This window comes from Arcticibacter tournemirensis, assembly GCF_006716645.1.
Lineage (GTDB): Bacteria > Bacteroidota > Bacteroidia > Sphingobacteriales > Sphingobacteriaceae > Arcticibacter > Arcticibacter tournemirensis.
Window position 1 is genome coordinate 2,302,026 of record NZ_VFPL01000001.1, and the last position, 19,881, is coordinate 2,321,906.

A 19,881-nucleotide genomic window follows, 5' to 3' on the forward strand; every position below is an offset into this window, starting at 1 on the left:
TTAGAACTTATAACCCAGATTAACGGCAAAAGAACGTGGCCGCATCGGTTCGATGGTCGACCATCCCTTATAGTATTCTTTGTCGGTGAGGTTGTCGAGCTTGAAGATGAGGTTCCATTTCCGGAATCCGTACGAAGCCGACGCGTTTAATACCGTATAAGATGGGAGGGTAAAAGTTCCGGTAGTAGCACGGTTGAGTATTGGGTTTTCCCCGGCATAGTTGCCTCCGAAGCCCAGTCCAAATCCTTTGATTGCTCCTTTCAGAAATTTATAGCTTACCCATGCATTCGCGGTATGCTTCGGACCAGCTTCTTCTGGGCGACGCCCGGCATAGTCGTTAACCCCTGTTTGTGTGATCTTGCTGTTATTATAGTTATATCCTGCAAGGATGTTCAGCCCCTCAATAGGGTTTGTGATGAAGTCGAAACTGATGCCTCTACTGTAATTCTCCCCGTCCTGAACATATTCGTTCATAGCGATCTGACGAACTTTGTCGGTTACCCGAATGTCGTAGTAGCTCAGGGTTCCCGTAATCTTTCCGTCCATCAGGTTGGTTTTAATACCTACTTCCCATTGATTTGCCTGTTCCGGGTCGAAAACAGTAACTACACCACCTGAAGTTACCGGCGCGACATTAGCAAAGCCATTTAAGTAGTTGGCGAATAAAGAAAGCTTATCTAATACCGGCTGATAAACCAGGCCGAACTTTGGAGACCATGCTGTCTGCTCGTATTTATTATCCTCCGAAACGGTCTCGCCTCCATTTTTAAACCTGTCGATCCGCAGACTCAGCATGGCAGAAAGCTGCGGTGTGAAATTAATCACATCAGAAGCGTAAGCACTGAAAACCTGCTGTCTGCCATCGCTGGGAACAGCGGCATCCGCTGCAGCAATCAGGGCATCTACTCCTTCCGGAGTAAGGTTTCCTGTGTCGTTGCCATCTGTTGTAATGGCGCCATCAGCCACCCAGGCGCTGCTGTTATCTTTACTCCGGCGGTTAAAATAATCCAGTCCCACTACAAGCCTGTTGCGGAGTTGGCCAATATTGAAATCGCCAATAAAGTTCTGCTGAATATCTGTAGTGTGGGTCTCTGCATCCTGACGGTTAATATAACGATCGAATATCTGATCAGTGGAGGTAGATTCCCGACCCCTTTCATACAGGTAAGAATAGTACCCGTCCGATTTAGCTGATCCGGCAGACACCAGGGTTTGAGAGGTCCAGTGATCAGAAATTTTATAATTTATCTGGCCCTGGAAGGTAGTAATAGGATTTTTGATAGTCAGATCATTGCTTGTGAATGAGTTCTCTGGATTATAACCCACCTGATCCAGGTTTGTCCATAATAACGGCGCTGCCCGATTGAAGAAAAGCATGGCAGCGTTCGTGTTTTTTGTGCTCAAAAACTCAGCGTTTACTTCAAAGCTCAACCGGTCATTCATCCGGTAAGTCAGTGAAGGAGCGATATAGCGGTTTCTCTTCAGTCCTGCATCTTGAAAACTGTTTTCATCGTGCCATGCAGCATTTACCCTGAAAAGCAATTTCTTTTCAGCATCGAGAGGGGAATTAAGATCAATAGCTGCACGGTTTAATCCGAAGCTGCCGGCAGTATAGTTCACTTCTGCCGAGAAGGTATCGAATGGCTTTTTTGTAACCGTATTGATTAAGCCGCCATACGATATCACGCTGCTTCCGAACAAGGTGCCTGATGGCCCTTTGATTACTTCAATACGTTCGATATTGGCAACATCCAGAGCTCCATTTGTCAATCCGGGAAGCCCGTTGATCAGTGTAGGTTGTACCGCAAAGCCGCGAAGAGAGAAATAGCCCGCTCCATCGCCCGCCCGACCGGTAGATGACCATAGTTTGTCGACACCAGGCGCATTTTTAAGGGCATCGTCGAATGTGGTGATCACCTGTTCTTTAATCAGCTCAGAGGATACCACCGAGTATACCTGCGGATTTTCAAGATTCTTCAACGGCATTTTCGAAACGTATTGACTTTCCTTAACGGCAAATTTATTCGTACGGCTTCCGCTTACCACCACCTCCTGAAGTTGCTCGTCACTGGCAGCCAGAACGAGTTCAACATCGATAGTTTCTCCGGCGCGTATCACTGTTTCGCGGGAAACTGGTTTTACTCCAATCAGTCGGGCTGTTAAAGTATGTTTTCCCGATGGGATATTCTTCAAAGTAAACTCACCGTTCTTATTGGTAGTGGTGGAGGCAACACCCTTAATTAGCACTGTCACCAGCTCAGCAGGTGCTCCGTCTGAGGTACGAACCTTTCCAGCGATAGTTCCGGTTGTTGACTGTGAATAAGAAAGGGATATAGTAATTAACATCAACAGGACTGTTAAGTAAGATTTAGTAAGTGTGGGCCTTATCATTGCGTTTTGTAATTCTTATAATGTTATTTAGATTAATTTTAAACAAACATACAATAACTGGCTTTTTCTTAATGATATTGTTTAGAATTATTATAAATAAGACAATGTTATGACATAAATGAACATGTGTCATAACTTTGTATATGCTCGCAGCGCACTAGTCAATTTTTAACCAATGGAAAGCCAACTCCTCAGAGAACAGGATGTATATCCTTCGGAAAGCGTTATAAAGCAAGCCCTTGGGGCTAGTTATGCCGTATTTGCCGAACTTGAAAAAACAATAACCAGCAATACGTTTGCATTAGTACCCGAATGGAACTATTATAAAGACGGTAAGGCCTGGCTCTGTAAAGTATTATATAAAAAAAAGACTGTCTTCTGGCTGTCGGTATGGCCGGGTTTCTTCAAAGTATCCTTCTATTTCACGGAGAAGAACCGCGATGTGATTCCAAGCTTATCTGTTGATATGGATATAAAGGAAGCTTTCATGCAAGCAAAGCCTATTGGAAGATTAATACCATTAACCGTTAATGTTAGTCGAAAAGAACAAATAAGCGATTTGCTAAAACTGGTTGAATGCAAGAAAAATCTGAAATAGCATTGAACAAATATACAAACTTAAAGGTCCAGCAAGGCAATTCGTCCGTCGCCTCCCGCGAGAATTGCTGTTTTTCCGTCCTTAAGCGCAGCGACTACGTGATAACCATCTTTTGAAATATTTGTCCACGTAAAACCTCCATCTTGAGATAGATCGGTACCCGATGTGCCGGTTGCTATCAATAGCCGGGCATTCATGTAAACAACGCACGAGCGGAAGCCCCAGGGTCGGATAAGAGGTTCCTTCCACGTTCTGCCACCATCTTGCGTTAATACGAGGTTTTTGTTTCTTAGGGTATCAATCTTATAGTCGCCGCCAACCACAATACCGTGTTTATGAGCGTAGAATGCAACAGAAAAAGGACCGCGAGATTCACCGCCCTGAATGACAGGGCAGACAGAAACCTCCCAATGTCCCCCTTTATCGGCCGAATAGAATACCCGGGACTGGCTTCCTCCGGTAATGATCCAGGTTTTCCCGTCGCGATGTGTTGTAATTCCCGTATTGCTTGCCGCAAAACTGGCTTCTCCTTCGGCCAGTTTGACCTGTAGGTTTTCTGAAATATTTACCCAGGTTTTTCCACCGTTGCCCGTCCTTAACAGCTGCATCTTTCCGTTGATAGGATCGCCATAAGCCAGGCCCTCACGGTCATTATAAAAGCTGATTCCATCCAGAAAAATGTCTTTTGAATCATTACGGTATGCCTCCGTCCAGCTAAGCCCACCATCTTCGGTATAGAGAATAAGTCCCGGTGTTCCCGAGCTCATCAGCACCGCACGTTTAGCAGAAAAGGCCTTTATTCCTCTGAAATCGTTTGACTTGTATTGCTTCAGCTGAGTCCATTTCCAGCTCTTTCCTCCATCAGTGCTCCTCGCAAAATTGCCGTTACTGCCGCTCAGCCATACTATCGACGGATTCACCACACTGACGGCACGTATACTGCTCTTATAACCACTTTCAACTTGCCGGATAGTTTGCGCTTCCAAGATTGAAAAACACAGAGAAATCAGAAAAAGAAAAAAGTATCTCATAGATAAATTTTATTCACTTAAGCGGACAATGAGTGTTTTTGAAACAATTGTAAAATAGTGTTTTCTGTGATATAATCAAAAATAAGTATGTTGCTGATATAGGTACGTAATATGAAGCAGATCCAGGTAATGGTATTGACATATTAAAACCGCTGCAAGAACTCCTGTTGAAAGTTTGAAATCGGAATGATTTTAAATTACCACCTGAATTCACTATTTTAATGTGCATAGCTGCATTTGCCAAACACTAACTATGAGTTGATATTAAACACAAAATAAATGAAACATAACGCGCTCTCAATAAGGCCATTCATTGGTGCTATTGATTTTGAACTTTGTCGTAACTTTTACTACGATCTTGGCTTTCAGGAAGTCATTCTGTCTCCGGTACTATCCTTGTTTAAAACCGGACAATTAGGTTTCTATCTTCAGGACGCATATGTGAAAGACTGGATTGAAAATACAATGATCTTTCTCGAAGTCGAAAATGTTAGTCAGTTTTGGAATGACCTGCAGGCTTTAGGTCTTAAAGAAAAGTACCCGAATGTAAAACTAAGTCCCATACGTGACGAATCCTGGGGGAGGGAATGTTTCGTCCACGATCCGTCTGGTAATCTATGGCACTTCGGAGAATTTGCCAAGTAGATCGCTGGTATGATATTGCTGTAGTAAACTGAGATTTTTGCCGGTTTACCGGCGGACTGCTGGCAGACTGACGGCAGACTGCTCTCAGGTTTATTCTTCAGCTATACTACGGCCCGAGCCTGGTTATTCGACTCCGTGTCGATGAATTCTCGATGAAATCAGCATGCGTAGTCGATGAATTCTCGATCAAATGTGCCATTAGTGTGCCGTCAGTCTGCCGGAAGGGTGCCATCAGACCGTCAATGTGGACTTTCGTGCTAACTTATTTTTGCGTACACCACTTGTCCGATTCCGGACAGGAATCCAAGTGAATAGTATGGCAACTAGTTGATTGTTAGTATGTTTTTTTGTTTGGCACTGCATTGGTGATAGTACTCTATCTGATCACCAGCATTAGTTGTTATGATATTAAATTTCCTTAAAACCAGCCTTCGTTATCTTTACAGGAATAAGATGTTCACAGCCCTGAATATTTTGGGTCTAAGTATAGGCATTAGCGCATGCTGGGTCATATTCTGTGTAGTGGATTATGAATTCAGTTTTGATAACAGCATCCCCCGCAAAGAGCATATATACCGTGTGATTTCAGGTTTTGTATACGATGGAAGAGAATCCTTAAACGGTGGTGTTCCCAAACCATTGCCTGAGCTTATCAATACGCAGGTTGCGGGGGTTACAAAAGTGGTCCGCGTTTATGCAGAGCAGATGGATAAGGTTGGAATTACAGGCAGTAAGGGCTTTAACGAACCTGAGAACCTTGTAAGAACAGACAAGGGGTATTTCACTATGGTGCCATATAAATGGCTGGCGGGAAGCCCGGAAACGGTCTTCTCCGGAGAGGATGAAGTAGTATTAACTGAGAGCAGGGCAAATAAATACTTCCCGGGGATTAGTGCCGACAAGTTAATAGGAAAAACTATCTCTTATAATGATACGATAAAAAAAGCCATTTCAGGGGTGGTCCGCGATCTTGAGTTACCCACCGCTTTCATCGGTAAAGAGTTTTTTTCTATAAAGAAACGAGTATATGAGGAGGCTGAATGGACCAGTACAAACGGCGACGATAAAGTTTACATTGAACTCGCTGATCAGGCGGATCCTGAGAAGGTTTTAAAAGATATTAACCGGAACTCAAAAGAAAGATCAGATGCGTACAATCGAAAAACAAATGACTTTTTTACCGGGAATATAAAGCAATGGCATGAGTTAAGGTCTCTGAGAGACATACATTTTTCTCCTGAGATAGGTGAGGCGGGGCACAAGATGAGTAAGACCGTGGTTTATGGGTTAATGATCATTGGTTTTTTTCTGCTGTTGCTTGCAGCTATCAACTATGTTAACCTCAGTACAGCGCAAATACCGCAGCGAACAAAAGAGTTTGGCGTGCGGAAGACACTGGGTGGAGCCCGCAATCATTTAATAGGACAGATATTCACAGAAACATTTTTAATTGCGATATTTTCGCTTCTATTGTCGTTCGCGTTTTCCAGAATGATATTTATTGCTTTAAAAGACATTATCCCAGATGAAGTACCGCAATACATAAATTATAAGATAGGAGCAGCCTTTTTTCTGGTGATGGCAGTTTTCCTTCCACTGATTGCCGGAGCCTATCCTGCCGCATTGGTCTCTAAAGTCGATCCTCTTGCGATTATAAGGAAGCGTGTTTCCATTCCGCTAACGGGCAGGTTAAATCTCAGAAAAAGCCTGATTGTTTTCCAGTTTTTAGTCGCCCAGATTTTTATCATTGCTACTCTTATTGTAGCCAGCCAGATGCATTTTGTGATGAGAAAAGAGCTCGGTTTTAATCGAAATGCCGTGGTTCTTGTAGATATTCCGTGGAACATTCGGCAGAAAGAAGAATATAAAAGTAAACAGTTCTCTTTGTTAAATGAGATACGGAACGTGCCCGGCGTTGTAAAGGTATCTTTGGGAGATCCTCCAATGCAAGGCGGATATTCAAGTAGTCAGTTTTCCTATAATGGCCCGAAGGGTAAAACAACGACCGGACAGCTCTACAGAAAGGAGGTTGATAGCAGTTATATCGGTTTATATGGAATTAAACTTATCGCCGGAAGGAACCTTCGTCAGTCGGATATTGCAGGCGAACTGGTAATCAATGAAACAGCTGTGAAACACTTCGGATTTAAGTCACCGGAAGATGCTCTCGGGAAAATGATGGAGAACGGGGATGGTAAATTGACAATAGTGGGCGTTATCAAAGATTTTCATTCCCAAACGTTTTATAATCGCATAGATCCAACAGCTCTATTTATGAATAAAGCCGAACTGGGTACTTTCAATATCAAACTGAATAGCGACGCTTCCGAAAGCTGGCAGCAGACTATTGGGCTCATTCGAAAAAAATGGAACGAATTCTATCCGGCTGATTATTTTGGGTATAAATTTTATGATCAGAACATCGAAGAAATGTATAAGCACGAAAAGAACGTTTCTTTACTAATAAACCTGTCGACTTTAATATCTGTTGTGATCAGTTGCCTTGGCTTGTTCGGATTAGCGTCACTTACTGCTTTTCAACGGACAAGGGAGATCGGTATACGTAAAGTTTTGGGCGCTACAGTGAGCGGGATCATAAAAATGTTATCTGTCGATTTTATTAAATTGATACTTGTTTCAATCACCATTGGACTGCCGATTTCATGGTATGCTATGAACAAATGGCTTGAAGGATTCGCTTATCGTATTCACATACACTGGTGGATGTTGATTTCAGGGGGAACGGTGGTAATTGTCATTGCATTACTCACCATTAGTTTCCAGGCATTCAGGGCTGCATCCGCAAGGCCGGTAGAGAGCTTAAAAGTGGAGTAGGCGTTAGAACATATTTAAACCTATCGTTCGGAAAGGCAGAGCAGCCAGCTTTTTTATTGGCGAATATAGTTTAACCAAAGAACAAGGTTACTGGTCTTGTTATTTGGGGTGTGTCATTTGACTGATAGGAACAATACCCTGGATTGCTGATCTCCTCAAACTTGAAGCGTGGTTTGCGAAAAAGAAGGATACAGCCAATTCGAGATTGAACGAAAAGCAAATGCACTGGCTCAATTTAAGGACGATCCGGAAGTCCAGTTAATATGCTTAGTTGCTAATTTATCGTTGTGAAAAAGAAAACGATAGACTATTGGTAGATAAGATATTTTTTGCGCATTTGCTTATAAGCGCTAAGCCCCGGCTCCCAGCTCCTGCGGATCTCTTCTTCGCTCAGTCCCGAGATGATTTGCTGCTTAAAAACGTCGTTACCAATCAGCCGCTCTATTCTTCCCATAGCAGTGCTTTGGGTATAATCAAAGAATTTTTCTTTTTCCGGATAAGCTTTATACAGTTCAATCATCCACTTTAGGTTGATACGTCCTTCTTTATGCATTTGTTCTGCATTGTAATTCCTCAAGTCCAGGCCGTAGCAGGTCTGGTTTTTATGCAAAGGCTCCTCTGATAATCCGTGAATAGATTTAGGAGTGAAGGAAAAATTATATAAGCCTTTTAATGCCGGACTTCCCAGTACGGTAAATGGCATATAAGTACCCCGGCCCTGACTGATGATTGTACCCTCGAATAAACATAGCGAAGGATAAAGCAATATAGACTGCTGAGTATTCAGGTTTGGAGAGGGCGACACAGGCAGCGTATACATCATATCGTGATTGTAATTCTTTACAGGAATAATACGGAGCTTACACCTCGTTTTTCCAGGAAGCCAGCCTTCGCCATTTATCATCTGGGCGAACTCTCCGATGGTCATGCCGTGAGTGACGGGTATGGGGAATTTTCCGATTCCCGATTGGAACTTCATATCAAGCACCGGACCGTCTACATAAGCGTTTGGATTGGGGCGATCGAGGATAATCAGTTCTTTTCCAGCCTCAGCACATGCTTCCATGATGTCAGCAAGGGTATTAATATTAGTGTAGAACCGACAACCTACATCAGCAATATCAAAGATCATAACGTCGATACCCGCCATGTTTTTTTCCGATGGTTTGCGTTTTTGTCCGTATAGAGATATGATTGGGATTCCGGTTTTCGGGTCAACTTCATCAGCAACATGAGCGCCGTTACTTGCATTGGCGCGAAAACCATGTTCCGGTCCGAAAATCATCCGGATGTCTACTCCAAGAGAGCGAAGACTGTCGACGCTCAGTGTATGCCCTATAATAGAAGTTTGGTTTACCAACATGCCTACCCGCTTTCCATTCAAATAGGGTAGATACTTTTCTGTCTGGTCAGCGCCAGTTACAACCGTCTTAGTTTTACTTTCTGAACAAGCTGGTTTGGCTGGTGTTTTTAATGAAACCAGGATAAACAACAATAAGAATGATACGAACTTCATAGACCTGGATTATGTATGTTACCAAATATAATGAATAAACTAAAAACTGCAAAAGACTGCAGAAATGAGCAAAGGTGTGCGGAAAGACGCAGTCGTGTCATAAGAGAGGACGCGCTAGAAATAGAGCCTTTAAAATATATGAACCATCGGCCTGTTTTTAATCGATGATCGCATCGTGGCGACCCGAGAATTTTTATATTTTTTATTATGTTTTCCCCACCAGATGAGGAAACCGGTAATGGGTAAACTGGCACAAACCAAGCTGGCTATGAAGGCAAGGATTTTCGTCCACAATCCATAGATGCCGCCTGTGTGGATGTAATAATTTGAATTTCGCCACTTCATAGCTAATGATTTTTTTTCATGCGGCATTGTATCGAATAAACGCCCATCTCTTCCATCGAAATAAAAGTAACTGGCTCCTTTCCAGCCATCTTTATTATTGCTGATATGTACAAAGGCCATAGCTTGTTTATTGCTTTCATCCGGCAGATTAAGAACAAGATGTTCCCAGTCGTTTTTAACAGCCTTCCTCAATTTGGCATAGATTGCGTCGGTTTTGTTTAATGTTGTATCTGCTGTGCCCGTCAGTGCCGGAAGTTCCCGGCGAAATAATTTCTTGTCGTTTCCTCCCATGATCTGGTAAATGCCATTTTCCCACCAGGAGAATGACCAAACCAATCCAGTCACAGCAATCAGCAGGGCAGCAGGAAGTACATAGAAACCAAGGCTGTTGTGAAGGTCATAATTGATACGTTTCCATTTTGAATTCCATTTTATTTTAATGCTCCTTTTAAATTGTTTATAGTTTTTAGGCCACCACAAAATGATACCGCTTAGGAGCATGAATACAAAAAGCAGGATACATATTCCTACTATTAATCTGCCAAGCGGCTTAACCAATAATAGCTGACGGTGCAGTTGCTCCACGATATTGAAAAATTCGTATTTTACATCTACAATGCCCAGTACTTCGCCGGTATACTGATTTACAAAAACACGATTCATGTAATCCACCTGGCTGAAATAGGAAAGTCCCCATTCATCAGGCTTTTTAGCTTCATACGCTTCAAAAACAAAGCTTTTGTTTACTCCATTTTTTAATACCAACGTCTTTATCGGCTTGTCTTTTCCTAGTTTTTTTTGTGCATTGGCAATCAATAAAGAAACAGGCTTTTGTGGGCCTGTTTCTGCTACATGGGTAATTTTGGAGTGAAATATATCAAACAGCTCTTCTTCAAAGACGAAGAGACACCCGGTTATAGAAACAATAAATATCACTACACCCGTGATAATTCCTATCCAGAGATGCAGCCAGCCTATTATTTTTCTGAATCGTGATTTTGCAGGCTTTCTCTTTTTCATTACTATGTTTCCCGGTGTTAATCGTCCTGTTATTTTTAAAAGCTATATCCGATAGAGAATAAGTAACTTTCCGGGGTTCCCGGGAAAATGCGGAAATAGTCATATCCCCCCACCCAGTGTTTTTTGTTTCCAATATTGCTTGCGTTTAACTGCAGTTGCAATTTCCCAACATTATAATAAGCTGCGGCATTGAAAAGCGTAAATTGCGGAATGGTCAGCTGATTTTCAGGGGAAAGTGAGCTATCGTAGTTTAAATTTCTTTTATCCACATAATTGAACCCCGCCCCTATACCAAAACCTTTTAACAGTCCGCTGGTAAAATTGTATTTCGACCAAAAATTGGCTGTGTTTTTAGGTGCATTAGGCTTTTGCAGCCCTATTTCACCAGGATTACTGCTTTCAACTATGATAGCTTCGTTATAAGAATACGATCCCATGACGCTCCAGTTCGGCAGAATCCGGCCGATTACATCAATTTCGATCCCTTTTGATTTCTCATCACCGATTTGTCTGAGCTCATTGCTGCCTGTTATGTTGTATAGAGCTCCTGTTTGACGGATCTCATAGGCTGCTACAGTAAGGGTAAGCAGATCACGGAACCACGACGTTTTGGCACCCAGCTCTTTCATATTACTTTTCAACGGGTCAAAAGGTCCGCCCGCTTCCGGGTTGGCAATGGTAGCTGCAGTTTGCGGATTGTAACCTTCTACATAGCTCCCATACAAATTGATGTTTGGTGTAATGCTATATACCAGCCCTAATCGCGGCAACCACGCCTCTGAATGTGTTTTCTTTTCGTTGGTTAGCTTGTAATTGGCAAAATCAGTGTAATACTCATATCTGATCCCTAACAATGCCTGTAGTTTTCCAATAGTAAACTGGTTCTGCACATACCCGGCATTGAGATAATAATAAGTAGGTGCTACATCTCCTTTAGTAAAAACGGATTTGCTGTCGTCTATCATCTTCTGTGAACCAAGCGGGTCGGAAAGGTTGAAGTGCGGAACATTTGGAATAGGAGCTCCGTTTTTATCGCGTGCGTATTTAAGGCTGTCTTTAGCAACATAACGCGTAATAACAGAATCTCTCGTTTTGTTAAGGTATCCTCCGGCTGTCATTTGTGAGCTTCCCACCGGTAGTTTCTCACTGCCAAAATCGTATCCTACAACAATATTATGCTTTATCGTTCCTGTTTTCGGTTTGTAATTAAGGTACCCCGACATGTTGTCAATGTAACGTTTCCGCTTCCTGGAGATAATCATCATACCGGCCATATTCTCCATGATAACCCCATTTTTGTCTACCCCGTAAGTGCCTGACGTACGGTGCTCGTAAAGGTCTTCCTCGTATCCCGTTTTAATATAAGCAGCATTTAAACTCAGGATATCTGTAATCTTGTGATTAATGGAAATCGTTACATTGTATGTAAGCTCATTCATATAATCATTAGCCGTGTTGAGCGATAAAGATTGTGGTGTAGAATTTAGTTCTGAACTGCCAAATAGAGTTTGCCCGCGATCCAGCCTGCTTTTAGAGTCATTATAAACCAGGTCGAAGTTGATACTTGTTTTGTCAGTTGGTAAAAAAGTTAGAGAAGGGGCAATAACGATATTTTTATCAAACATAAGGTCGCGAAAAGAACCGGCATTTTCGTAACCAAGGTTCAGACGGTAAAGCAGGGAACTGTCTTTACTGGCCGGTCCTGTGAAATCTGCCAGGCCACGGAAGGTATTGAAGCTCCCCAACGAAAAGTTTACCGACCTGCGGGTTTCATCAAGCGGCTTTTTGGTTACCCTGTTTACCACTCCTCCGGGACTGGCATTACCAAATAGTGCTGAGGATGGACCTTTTAAAACCTCTACGCGCTCCAGATAGTTTGCCAGCGGTTGTTTCCAGAAGCCTGTACTGGTTCGTAGTCCATTAATCAGCTGAGTATTTGTCTGTCCATTTACTCTGAATCCCCTTATTGTAAGGTCATCATAGAAACTGGCCTGCGTAACACCACTTAAGTTTCTCACGATGTCCCCCACGCGCATCAACCCGCGATCGGCAATAAATTCCTTGCTGGCATAAGAGACGGACTGCGGAATATCTTTAATGTCCGTTTCTGCCTTCCCAATAAAGGACCGCGTGGTTTTATAGCTCTGTTCTTTACGCCCCATAACCTCTACCTGTTGCAGGGAAGATAATGAGGGCTGCATACGTACATTGAGCTCACTTAGATTACTGCTGCTTGTACTGATATTTTTAACTGTACTATTAAAGCCGATGAAAGAGAAGTGAAGTGTGTAATTACCAGGCTTTACTTTTAATTGATATTGTCCATCCCTGTCTGCGGTTGTGCTGTAATTAGTACCTTCTGCAGTAATAGTAGCGCCCGGTAATGGCAGGTTATCAAGGTCTTTTACAGATCCTTTAAGCACAATGGCCTGCTGACTAAGTGCTGATTTGAAAATTAAAAGGCAAAAAAGTGAAGTAGTAAGGAGTTTTAGCATTGTTATTTAGACTGATTAAAAATTACGCAATTATACAATAGTTTTTCCCCAGTGTGAATATTATTAAGAATAATTTTAAATAAGGTATGGTAGATGGATCTTTGGTAGCGCCGGTTTCAGGAAATCGTTATAAAACAACAGAGCCGGCTTTAGGCACGGCTCTGTCCGGATGTCATCAGTCGAACAGTGTTGGCGTTACGGTCTGACGGCGAGTGTGCAGGTGTAAATCATTTATTTCGCCGCCTGTTTTTGATGACCTGAAGTGCTGAGGTTAATTATCTTGTCGAAAATCTCCGTATTCTGATACATGCCGCTGAAAAGGTCTGAACGGGGGCCATAGGCAAAAACAGGAACCATGATGTTCGTATGGTCGTTTGTGCTGAAGGCCCCACTTATGTATCCCTTTTTTTCATCAACGTCAAGCAGTGACAGCCCTCCGGTCTCATGGTCGGCAGTAACTACCACCAGAGTTTCGCCGTTTTCATCTGCAAACCGCAGGGCTTCTCCCACTGCCTGATCAAAATCGATCATTTCTGTAACCACGTAAGGCAAATCGTTAGCATGTCCTCCGTAATCTATCTGCGCTCCCTCGGCCATGACAAAAAATCCCTTTTCGTTATCGTTCAGCAACGACAATGTTTTTTTTAGTAATACACTAAGAACATCTTTTCGCCCTTCTTTCACCGGTCGCATTACAGAATCGGGCAATAGCAATACCTGTTTCTTTTTTTCTGAAGATAGAAAATCAGACAGCGCATAGCTTGTTTCGTATCCCTTATCCGACAACTTCTTTGCGTATTCACCTCTTTTTTTTAGGTCGCGATAGGGGGCCGGAACGCTTCCTGCCAGTATATTCACATTGCTGTTTAAAAGATCAAGCGATATTTTTTCCGACCATGATCTGTCTGGTTGCGAGGCAAAAAAAACGGCCGGCGTTGCGTCTGTGACGTCTCCAGTGCTTAACAGTCCACTTACTTTCCCTTCGCGGGCTAAGATATCCGGGATTTTCAGAACGGCCATTCCGGCGGAGTCCAAGCCGATCGTAGCGTTATTTGCTTTATGCCCGGTAGCTATAGCCGAACCTCCGGCCCCCGAATCAGTGTTCCCTGCATTTGCCGCCTCCGTACGGGAAAATCCTATGCTTTTAAAATTAGCAATATTTAAACTCCCGTGGTTAGCAGACAGGCCTGCTTTAATATGCGCAAGTCCCATTCCATCACCAATTAATAGAATGATGTTTTTTACTTTGCCCGCACACCGGTCACTTTTATAAGAAGGTTTGTATACCGGGAGAGGTTTATCGAGGGAATAGGTAGTAAACGGCAATTTTTTAGCGTAGTTGCTCAACGCTTCAGGCTGGTCAGTATTTATGATATCGGCACCCATCTTATGAAGTTCCATCCAGGTATTCGGACTGTCGTGTGTTCCCCAAAAACGAAAGGGTTTTTTCCAGCGGCGGGCCTGCTCTATAACCTGGATCAACTTTGCCTTATGCTCTGGAAACGGCGTTCCTTTTCCATTCCAATCGGTGTATTCTTTGATATTATCGCTTATCATGGCCACTCTTGCCAGCTGATCTTCAGTGTATCGGATGTATGGCCTTCCGTCGTAAAAGATAAAAGCAGGATAATCGCCGAAGTGTGATGGGAGAGGCATATCCCCACTTAAAACAATACGTATTGCGTTAGGGTTGATCGCTGGGTCAAACACGTCTTTATAGGGTTTGAGCAGGCGAAGTAATGCCGGGATAACTTGCTGGTGCTTCTCTTTGATATCTATTACGATCTGTAATTTTTTGCGCTTGTTGGCAAATGGATACCCTCCGTTTTTGTGGAACAGGAAAGCAGCCCGTTTCAGGTATAAAGAATCGAGCGTATATCCGGGAATGATCTCCTTTAGTTCGTGGGCTACCATGAGCTTCCCGTTTTGTAAAAACACGTCGGCCTCGATGGATTCCATTCCTGCATAGTAAGCCCTGAGAAAGGGAATGTTCTGCTTGTAGTCGTTGTGACTATGACCGCGAAGTGTCTGCTGCTGCTCAAGTTTTTTTCCTCCGAACATCAGCTGTTCGAGCGAGCGGGGTTTTTCCTGCACTTGCCGGGCCACAGAGGCTCCGGCAAGTAAAAGGAAAGAATACATCAAAAAGTGTTTCTTCATTACTGAACTTGTTTTACCAGCCCGGCGTTTGTTTATAAATCCCTCCGCTGCGCGAAATTTCATCAGGATTCATCGGCCAGGCCATATGTTGATCATTGAATTTGTTCCTGGCTTTTCGTCTGTGCCATACGTATATGGTTCCATATATTTCTCTATCTGAAATCCTGACATGCTATTTGTAGAAAAGTATTCCTCCCTTTTTCAAAGAAAGTAAATTTATCTCCAAAAGAAAGAATCGTTACCCCTCTTCTTGGGTCGTTCGATTCGTTTTCGTCATACAATTCTTCGTAGGGGCGAAGTATCCCCATCAGGTATACATCCCCACTGATTGCGAACTGTTTGCGGCGGCGAAGAAAGTTTATCAGCGTATCTCCTGTAAAGCAGTTCAAAAGCCCTCCTGTCGCTATTCTCATTTAATAAGAGCAAAAGGTCATTATCTGCGAGGCTATTGATCATACCCAGCAAATAAACATATGAGATATTAAGGTAACGTGAAGTAAAAGTTAATGCTCGTAACAAGGACCAAGATAATAAAATTGAATAATAACTTGTGAAACCGGATGGTTGCGCATATATTTGCAACTGATCGTTTGCGTATATAAAAAGGAGAAATGAGAAGAGATGTTTTTCAGGCTATATCTGACCCTACCAGGCGGGCAATTATTTCGCTCATTGCATTACAGGCAATGACACCTAACACCATTGCCGAACATTTTGAGACAACCCGTCAGGCAGTATCAAAACACCTGCGCATTTTGCAGGAATGCGAGTTGATAAGGGCCGGGCAACAGGGGAGAGAGATCTATTATCAGCTTGAGATAGACAGAATGAAAGAAATCGACCAATGGCTGGAGCAGTTCCGGCAAATTTGGGAAACAAAGTTCAGCCAGCTTGACAATTTATTACTAACTATAAAAAATGAGAAAAAATGAAAACAGTACTGCTATTTGAATTTACCGTGGACAAGGGCAGTAACACGGTAAATGTAAGAAGGGAGTTTGCCGCAAATCTCAATCTCGTTTGGGATGCATGGACCACACCAGAGTTGCTCGACCAATGGTGGGCACCGAAGCCCTATAGAACAGAAACGAAATCCATGGATTTCAGGGAAGGTGGAAGTTGGTTGTATGCGATGATTAGTCCTGCCAACGAAAAACATTGGTGTAAAAATGACTATCACAAAATAGACGGGCATAAGAGTTTTACCGCACTGGATGCTTTTTGCGATGAAAACGGAGTGGCGAACCAGGATATGCCAAGAACCGTGTGGACTAACGTTTTCAGTGCAACCGGCGATAAAACTCTTGTTACCATTACAGCAAAATATGATAGTCTCGCCGATCTTGAAAAAATTATCGAGATGGGCTTTAAAGAAGGCTTTACAATGGCGCTCGGAAATCTGGACGAGCTATTATTAACTTTAAGCAACAACCAGGATGAAGAGTAAAATTTTAACTGTACTGTCCATCCTGTTCGGGCTCTTATTTATTAATGCTGGCTTGAATAAGTTCTTCAACTACATGCCGGTACCGGAAAATCTGCCCGAGCCATTGGCTAAGGACACTGCCGCTTTTCTAGAGATTTCCTGGTTAATGCCTTTAGTTGGCTTCGCAGAAATGGCAGGCGGCTTGCTTATCATGTTTCGGAGAACCAGGGCCTTAGCAGTATTGATTATTTTCCCTGTAATGGTAGGAATACTGCTTACAAACATTTTTGTAGCGCCCGATGGGCTTCCTGTTGCACTTGTGATCTGGGGCATCCTGCTCTGGATAATTTATGATAACCGCCGAAGATATCTACCGATCATCGGTTAAATAAAACCGGGGTCATTCTAAGGTTGCAGATATCTGCTGACTTTCAATGCCCCGGTTGTTTTCTTCCATTGAGCCAATTCCCTGGTGTCCTGATTTTCTTCTTTTTCCATCAGATCGATGGTACGGTTGATCATCAGTAAATTGTTGTTTCGCAGTGTTTCTGGTGCGGGAAAGTCTGATTTATAGTTCTTTTCTGCTATAATATTTCCATATAACGTTTGCACTTCTTCGCCGTCGTCCTTGCTATAGGCGATCACCCTGAATGCGGCTTTCCCCGTCGCGGTGAGCTTTAATAAGCGAGTGCGGACCGCGAACTTTCCCGGACGATCCGGAATATTAAAAAATATATCACCGTCCATCGTCACCTTGAATCTCTTTTTCGGCATGGAAGACATGTCTAGCTTTTCTTTATCCAAAACGTAAATACAGGTACTGTCAGGCAGCATGACGATTTCTGACGGAGATGGTATTTTCTTCTCAGTATTGGCAATATTAGTCGTTTCCTGTTGTGCTTCCAGGTTCGCATGCGATTCAGGACGATAGCTGATCAGGAAATAAATACCCGTTATAGCTATCAATAAAATAACAACAGCTAAAGAAAGGATTCCCTTCTGTTTTCTGCCAAACATATCCATATTACAAGCTAGATAAACTTCATTTATGCAAGTTTACATAAAGCTGTCTACAAAACAAGTCTCTGGAGTGTCTTCTTTAATCCCGTTTTGATAGTTGAATAGCGTTTCTAAGAGCGCGAAATCTTAGTCCCTTCGTCTTTTACATACACGCAAAAGGGCATGGCACTGATTTTCATCATCGGATACTCGGTGCAGGGGCAGGAGGCGATTTATCCGTCCAATGACGAACTGGTAGTAAGCTACAGAATTTTGAACAACGGAAGTGAAACCAAAAGAGGGACTATAACTGTCAGGGAAGCGGGACAACCAGTATCAAATAGAAAGCTTAAATCGGCTAAAAAATTTACCTGGGCATACATTGATGATTATTATGGAGATATTCAGGGAATGAGCAAGTCTGTACTTAATCAGATCGTAGCTGAGATTTGAGACGTGTTGTTTTTTGAGAAGCAAAATAAGAAAAACGTTATATGGTTTATTCGGTTTGTCAGAAGTATCATCTTTGTACCCGCCTGAATGTATCTTTTCCAAGGAGCACTGGTAACACGCCCTGTTTCTACAATCATTTTGTCACTGATCGCGAGGAGCCCTTTGACCGCCCGGGAACACCCGACGACTCCAAAGGACACTATATTTTTGATATCCCCGATCCGCTATGGAACTTCGGGTCCGGCTTAAGCTATACGCAGTTTAAATACCTTAACTGCAGTCTGAAAGATTCTGTGTTAACACAGACTGGAACTGTCAGGGTTGAAATAGAGGTCGAGAATGCCGGTACCCGTGATGGGAAAGAGGTAGTTCAACTCTACGTACGCGACAAGTTCAGCTCTGTCGCCACGCCGATCCAGCAACTGAAAGCCTTTAAAAAGGAGTTTATCAAAGCGGGCAAACGTTCAAAGGTGATTCTTGAGGTTCCGGTGTCAGAACTTGGCCTCTACAACGATAGGATGCAGTATGTAGTGGAGCCCGGAGAGTTTGAAATCCAGGTTGGAAGTGCCTCTGATAATATTCATTTTAAAAAAACTGTAAGGGTGGGGAAGGAATGAACATAAACGCGTTTTCCGGTGGCCCCGCTGCCACCGGAAAACGCGTTTATGTTAGTAAACCTGAAAAGGAATATTCACCGTTGAGGCAAAGCCGGTATTATCCAGTACATACACAAATAACCGGTAATTTCCGGGTTCCTTAACGGAGGTTTTTATTTGGTTCTTACCGGATGTGACCACCTCTCCATATCTGTCAGGACGTGGTTCATAAGAACCCCCAAATCCTAATACAGTGGCCTCTTTGAGAATTTCCCATACATAAGTAAATTGTTTCTGTTCGCGGTCGGTAGCGTCCACTTCCGCTGCGATAATTTCCCCAACACGCACCCGTACATTGCCGGACGCGACTTGCCGGTTAAGACGCATCGATTTGATTACCGGCGCAGTCTGCGGAGGTTCCTTCTGTGCCCAGACACGCTGCATAGCTTCCACCATAGGCGTTTTCTCGCCACTGACAGGAAGACCTTTAACATTTCTTTCTAAAAACATGCTGAACCAGGTAGGCGTACGCTCCTGTTTTTGTCCCCATAAAAAGACGAAAGACCCCAGACAACGTTTATTAGCCAGAATATAGTTGTTATACCGCTGCTCATATACCTGTCTTTTCTCTTCGCTGGTTTGTTCAAGTGGAGCCCCCCAACTGGTTTTCGGTACCTCCCAGAAGCCGGTCGGCCCCCATTCAGTCACCATAAAAGCGCCCTTATAGGCAGATTTATTGACCATGTCTGCTATCGAAACAATTGAGCCGTAACTATTTATACCTACAAAATCTAGCGAAGGGCAGAAGCGGGCAATCGAATCCAATGCCTCTGCGTTATGTGAAATCACGGTGATGACCAGATGTCGTTTATCAATCGATTTAATAAGCTGCGCAAGTTCTTCAATGAAAAGCCAGGCCGCCCTGATGTTGGCGTTGCCAAGTTCTATTTCGTTTCCAAGTGCCCAGGCAAGGATGCGGGGTTCGTCTTTATACGCCTCGGCAAGTTGTCGTACATCTGCACGCACCTTATTCTTATAATTTTCATCAAAGTAGGAGGCTGAATCCTTGGTCATAGAAATGCCTTGCAGGATGTACATATTGCTCGCAGCAGCCAGTTCTGTGTCGTTTTTAATCGACTCCACGGTGCCACCCCAGGTCCTGAATGCATTAGCTCCCGAAGCACTCGCCACATCTATGGCGTTTGTGCCACCTACACCCTTGATATAGGTTTGTACACCATCTATATAAAGATGAAAACCGTCCCCGGCTTTTTTTACCGCAACTCCCTGTTGCGGTTGCCGGGCCGCCGCCGTGGTATACAGCAGCAGCCCGGCAAATAAAACAGATAAAATTTTCATAGCCAATATCTCAAT

At 43.2% G+C, this 19,881-nt stretch carries 17 protein-coding genes; 8 read left to right on the forward strand and 9 right to left on the reverse strand.

What is annotated here, in order from left to right:
- On the reverse strand, window positions 1-2,346 hold the full coding sequence (locus BDE36_RS09605) for a TonB-dependent receptor (RefSeq protein WP_235904416.1): 2,346 nt from the start codon (window positions 2,344-2,346) through the stop codon (window positions 1-3).
- Window positions 2,347-2,566: 220 nt separating this feature from the next.
- Between BDE36_RS09605 and BDE36_RS09610 the strand changes: the two genes are divergently transcribed.
- Complete coding sequence (locus BDE36_RS09610) at window positions 2,567-2,989, forward strand: DUF3788 family protein (protein WP_128769245.1); 423 nt, start codon at window positions 2,567-2,569, stop codon at window positions 2,987-2,989.
- Between the two features lie 20 nt (window positions 2,990-3,009).
- On the opposite strand, the gene BDE36_RS09615 is transcribed toward BDE36_RS09610, so the two are convergent.
- On the reverse strand, window positions 3,010-4,020 hold the full coding sequence (locus BDE36_RS09615; RefSeq protein WP_141814693.1) for a WD40/YVTN/BNR-like repeat-containing protein: 1,011 nt from the start codon (window positions 4,018-4,020) through the stop codon (window positions 3,010-3,012).
- A gap of 279 nt (window positions 4,021-4,299) precedes the next feature.
- Here BDE36_RS09615 and BDE36_RS09620 point away from each other — a divergent pair, with 279 nt between their 5' ends.
- On the forward strand, window positions 4,300-4,665 hold the full coding sequence (locus tag BDE36_RS09620; RefSeq protein ID WP_141814694.1) for a VOC family protein: 366 nt from the start codon (window positions 4,300-4,302) through the stop codon (window positions 4,663-4,665).
- A gap of 402 nt (window positions 4,666-5,067) precedes the next feature.
- On the forward strand, window positions 5,068-7,500 hold the full coding sequence (locus tag BDE36_RS09625) for an ABC transporter permease (RefSeq protein ID WP_141814695.1): 2,433 nt from the start codon (window positions 5,068-5,070) through the stop codon (window positions 7,498-7,500).
- Between the two features lie 307 nt (window positions 7,501-7,807).
- Here BDE36_RS09625 and BDE36_RS09630 read toward each other — a convergent pair whose 3' ends face one another.
- The 5 genes from BDE36_RS09630 to BDE36_RS23985 form a co-directional block, all read right to left on the reverse strand.
- Window positions 7,808-9,016: an exo-beta-N-acetylmuramidase NamZ family protein gene (locus BDE36_RS09630; protein WP_141814696.1), complete on the reverse strand. Its 1,209-nt coding sequence runs from the start codon at window positions 9,014-9,016 to the stop codon at window positions 7,808-7,810.
- Window positions 9,017-9,145: 129 nt separating this feature from the next.
- Entirely contained in the window at window positions 9,146-10,381 is a 1,236-nt protein-coding gene (locus BDE36_RS09635) for a PepSY-associated TM helix domain-containing protein (protein WP_141814697.1), read from the reverse strand.
- 35 nt (window positions 10,382-10,416) lie between these two features.
- Window positions 10,417-12,876: a TonB-dependent receptor gene (locus tag BDE36_RS09640; protein WP_141814698.1), complete on the reverse strand. Its 2,460-nt coding sequence runs from the start codon at window positions 12,874-12,876 to the stop codon at window positions 10,417-10,419.
- 231 nt (window positions 12,877-13,107) lie between these two features.
- Window positions 13,108-15,033 carry an alkaline phosphatase gene (locus tag BDE36_RS09645; RefSeq protein WP_235904415.1) on the reverse strand — a complete coding sequence of 642 codons (1,926 nt, stop codon included), beginning with the start codon at window positions 15,031-15,033 and terminating at the stop codon, window positions 13,108-13,110.
- 152 nt (window positions 15,034-15,185) lie between these two features.
- Window positions 15,186-15,446, reverse strand: coding sequence for a hypothetical protein (locus tag BDE36_RS23985; RefSeq protein ID WP_202616877.1), 261 nt, complete (start codon window positions 15,444-15,446; stop codon window positions 15,186-15,188).
- 198 nt (window positions 15,447-15,644) lie between these two features.
- Between BDE36_RS23985 and BDE36_RS09655 the strand changes: the two genes are divergently transcribed.
- The 3 genes from BDE36_RS09655 to BDE36_RS09665 are packed head-to-tail and all read left to right on the forward strand — an operon-like array spanning window position 15,645 to window position 16,847.
- The gene (locus tag BDE36_RS09655; RefSeq protein ID WP_128769238.1) at window positions 15,645-15,965 is read left to right on the forward strand and encodes an ArsR/SmtB family transcription factor; all 321 of its coding nucleotides are present in this window, start codon (window positions 15,645-15,647) and stop codon (window positions 15,963-15,965) included.
- A complete protein-coding gene (locus BDE36_RS09660) occupies window positions 15,962-16,480 on the forward strand; it encodes an SRPBCC family protein (protein ID WP_141814699.1) in 519 nt (172 codons plus the stop codon). The genes BDE36_RS09655 and BDE36_RS09660 overlap by 4 nt, the downstream gene beginning before the upstream one ends.
- On the forward strand, window positions 16,470-16,847 hold the full coding sequence (locus tag BDE36_RS09665; protein ID WP_128769236.1) for a DoxX family membrane protein: 378 nt from the start codon (window positions 16,470-16,472) through the stop codon (window positions 16,845-16,847). The genes BDE36_RS09660 and BDE36_RS09665 overlap by 11 nt, the downstream gene beginning before the upstream one ends.
- A 17-nt stretch (window positions 16,848-16,864) precedes the next feature.
- On the opposite strand, the gene BDE36_RS09670 is transcribed toward BDE36_RS09665, so the two are convergent.
- Entirely contained in the window at window positions 16,865-17,476 is a 612-nt protein-coding gene (locus BDE36_RS09670; protein WP_141814700.1) for a hypothetical protein, read from the reverse strand.
- A 165-nt stretch (window positions 17,477-17,641) separates the two neighbouring features.
- Here BDE36_RS09670 and BDE36_RS09675 point away from each other — a divergent pair, with 165 nt between their 5' ends.
- Window positions 17,642-17,911, forward strand: coding sequence for a hypothetical protein (locus BDE36_RS09675; RefSeq protein ID WP_141814701.1), 270 nt, complete (start codon window positions 17,642-17,644; stop codon window positions 17,909-17,911).
- 41 nt (window positions 17,912-17,952) lie between these two features.
- Complete coding sequence (locus tag BDE36_RS09680; RefSeq protein ID WP_141814702.1) at window positions 17,953-18,528, forward strand: fibronectin type III-like domain-contianing protein; 576 nt, start codon at window positions 17,953-17,955, stop codon at window positions 18,526-18,528.
- Window positions 18,529-18,579: 51 nt separating this feature from the next.
- On the opposite strand, the gene BDE36_RS09685 is transcribed toward BDE36_RS09680, so the two are convergent.
- Window positions 18,580-19,866 carry a beta-galactosidase gene (locus BDE36_RS09685; RefSeq protein ID WP_141814703.1) on the reverse strand — a complete coding sequence of 429 codons (1,287 nt, stop codon included), beginning with the start codon at window positions 19,864-19,866 and terminating at the stop codon, window positions 18,580-18,582.
- Between the last annotated feature and the right edge of the window lie 15 nt (window positions 19,867-19,881).

Coding starts and splice junctions, on each gene's coding strand:
- BDE36_RS09605 (WP_235904416.1), bottom strand. CDS start 2,346: ATGTTAATTACTATATCCCTTTCTTATTCACAGTCAACAACCGGAACT.
- BDE36_RS09610 (WP_128769245.1), top strand. CDS start 2,567: ATGGAAAGCCAACTCCTCAGAGAACAGGATGTATATCCTTCGGAAAGC.
- BDE36_RS09615 (WP_141814693.1), bottom strand. CDS start 4,020: ATGAGATACTTTTTTCTTTTTCTGATTTCTCTGTGTTTTTCAATCTTG.
- BDE36_RS09620 (WP_141814694.1), top strand. CDS start 4,300: ATGAAACATAACGCGCTCTCAATAAGGCCATTCATTGGTGCTATTGAT.
- BDE36_RS09625 (WP_141814695.1), top strand. CDS start 5,068: ATGATATTAAATTTCCTTAAAACCAGCCTTCGTTATCTTTACAGGAAT.
- BDE36_RS09630 (WP_141814696.1), bottom strand. CDS start 9,016: ATGAAGTTCGTATCATTCTTATTGTTGTTTATCCTGGTTTCATTAAAA.
- BDE36_RS09635 (WP_141814697.1), bottom strand. CDS start 10,381: ATGAAAAAGAGAAAGCCTGCAAAATCACGATTCAGAAAAATAATAGGC.
- BDE36_RS09640 (WP_141814698.1), bottom strand. CDS start 12,876: ATGCTAAAACTCCTTACTACTTCACTTTTTTGCCTTTTAATTTTCAAA.
- BDE36_RS09645 (WP_235904415.1), bottom strand. CDS start 15,033: ATGAAGAAACACTTTTTGATGTATTCTTTCCTTTTACTTGCCGGAGCC.
- BDE36_RS23985 (WP_202616877.1), bottom strand. CDS start 15,446: ATGAGAATAGCGACAGGAGGGCTTTTGAACTGCTTTACAGGAGATACG.
- BDE36_RS09655 (WP_128769238.1), top strand. CDS start 15,645: ATGAGAAGAGATGTTTTTCAGGCTATATCTGACCCTACCAGGCGGGCA.
- BDE36_RS09660 (WP_141814699.1), top strand. CDS start 15,962: ATGAAAACAGTACTGCTATTTGAATTTACCGTGGACAAGGGCAGTAAC.
- BDE36_RS09665 (WP_128769236.1), top strand. CDS start 16,470: ATGAAGAGTAAAATTTTAACTGTACTGTCCATCCTGTTCGGGCTCTTA.
- BDE36_RS09670 (WP_141814700.1), bottom strand. CDS start 17,476: ATGTTTGGCAGAAAACAGAAGGGAATCCTTTCTTTAGCTGTTGTTATT.
- BDE36_RS09675 (WP_141814701.1), top strand. CDS start 17,642: ATGGCACTGATTTTCATCATCGGATACTCGGTGCAGGGGCAGGAGGCG.
- BDE36_RS09680 (WP_141814702.1), top strand. CDS start 17,953: ATGGTTTATTCGGTTTGTCAGAAGTATCATCTTTGTACCCGCCTGAAT.
- BDE36_RS09685 (WP_141814703.1), bottom strand. CDS start 19,866: ATGAAAATTTTATCTGTTTTATTTGCCGGGCTGCTGCTGTATACCACG.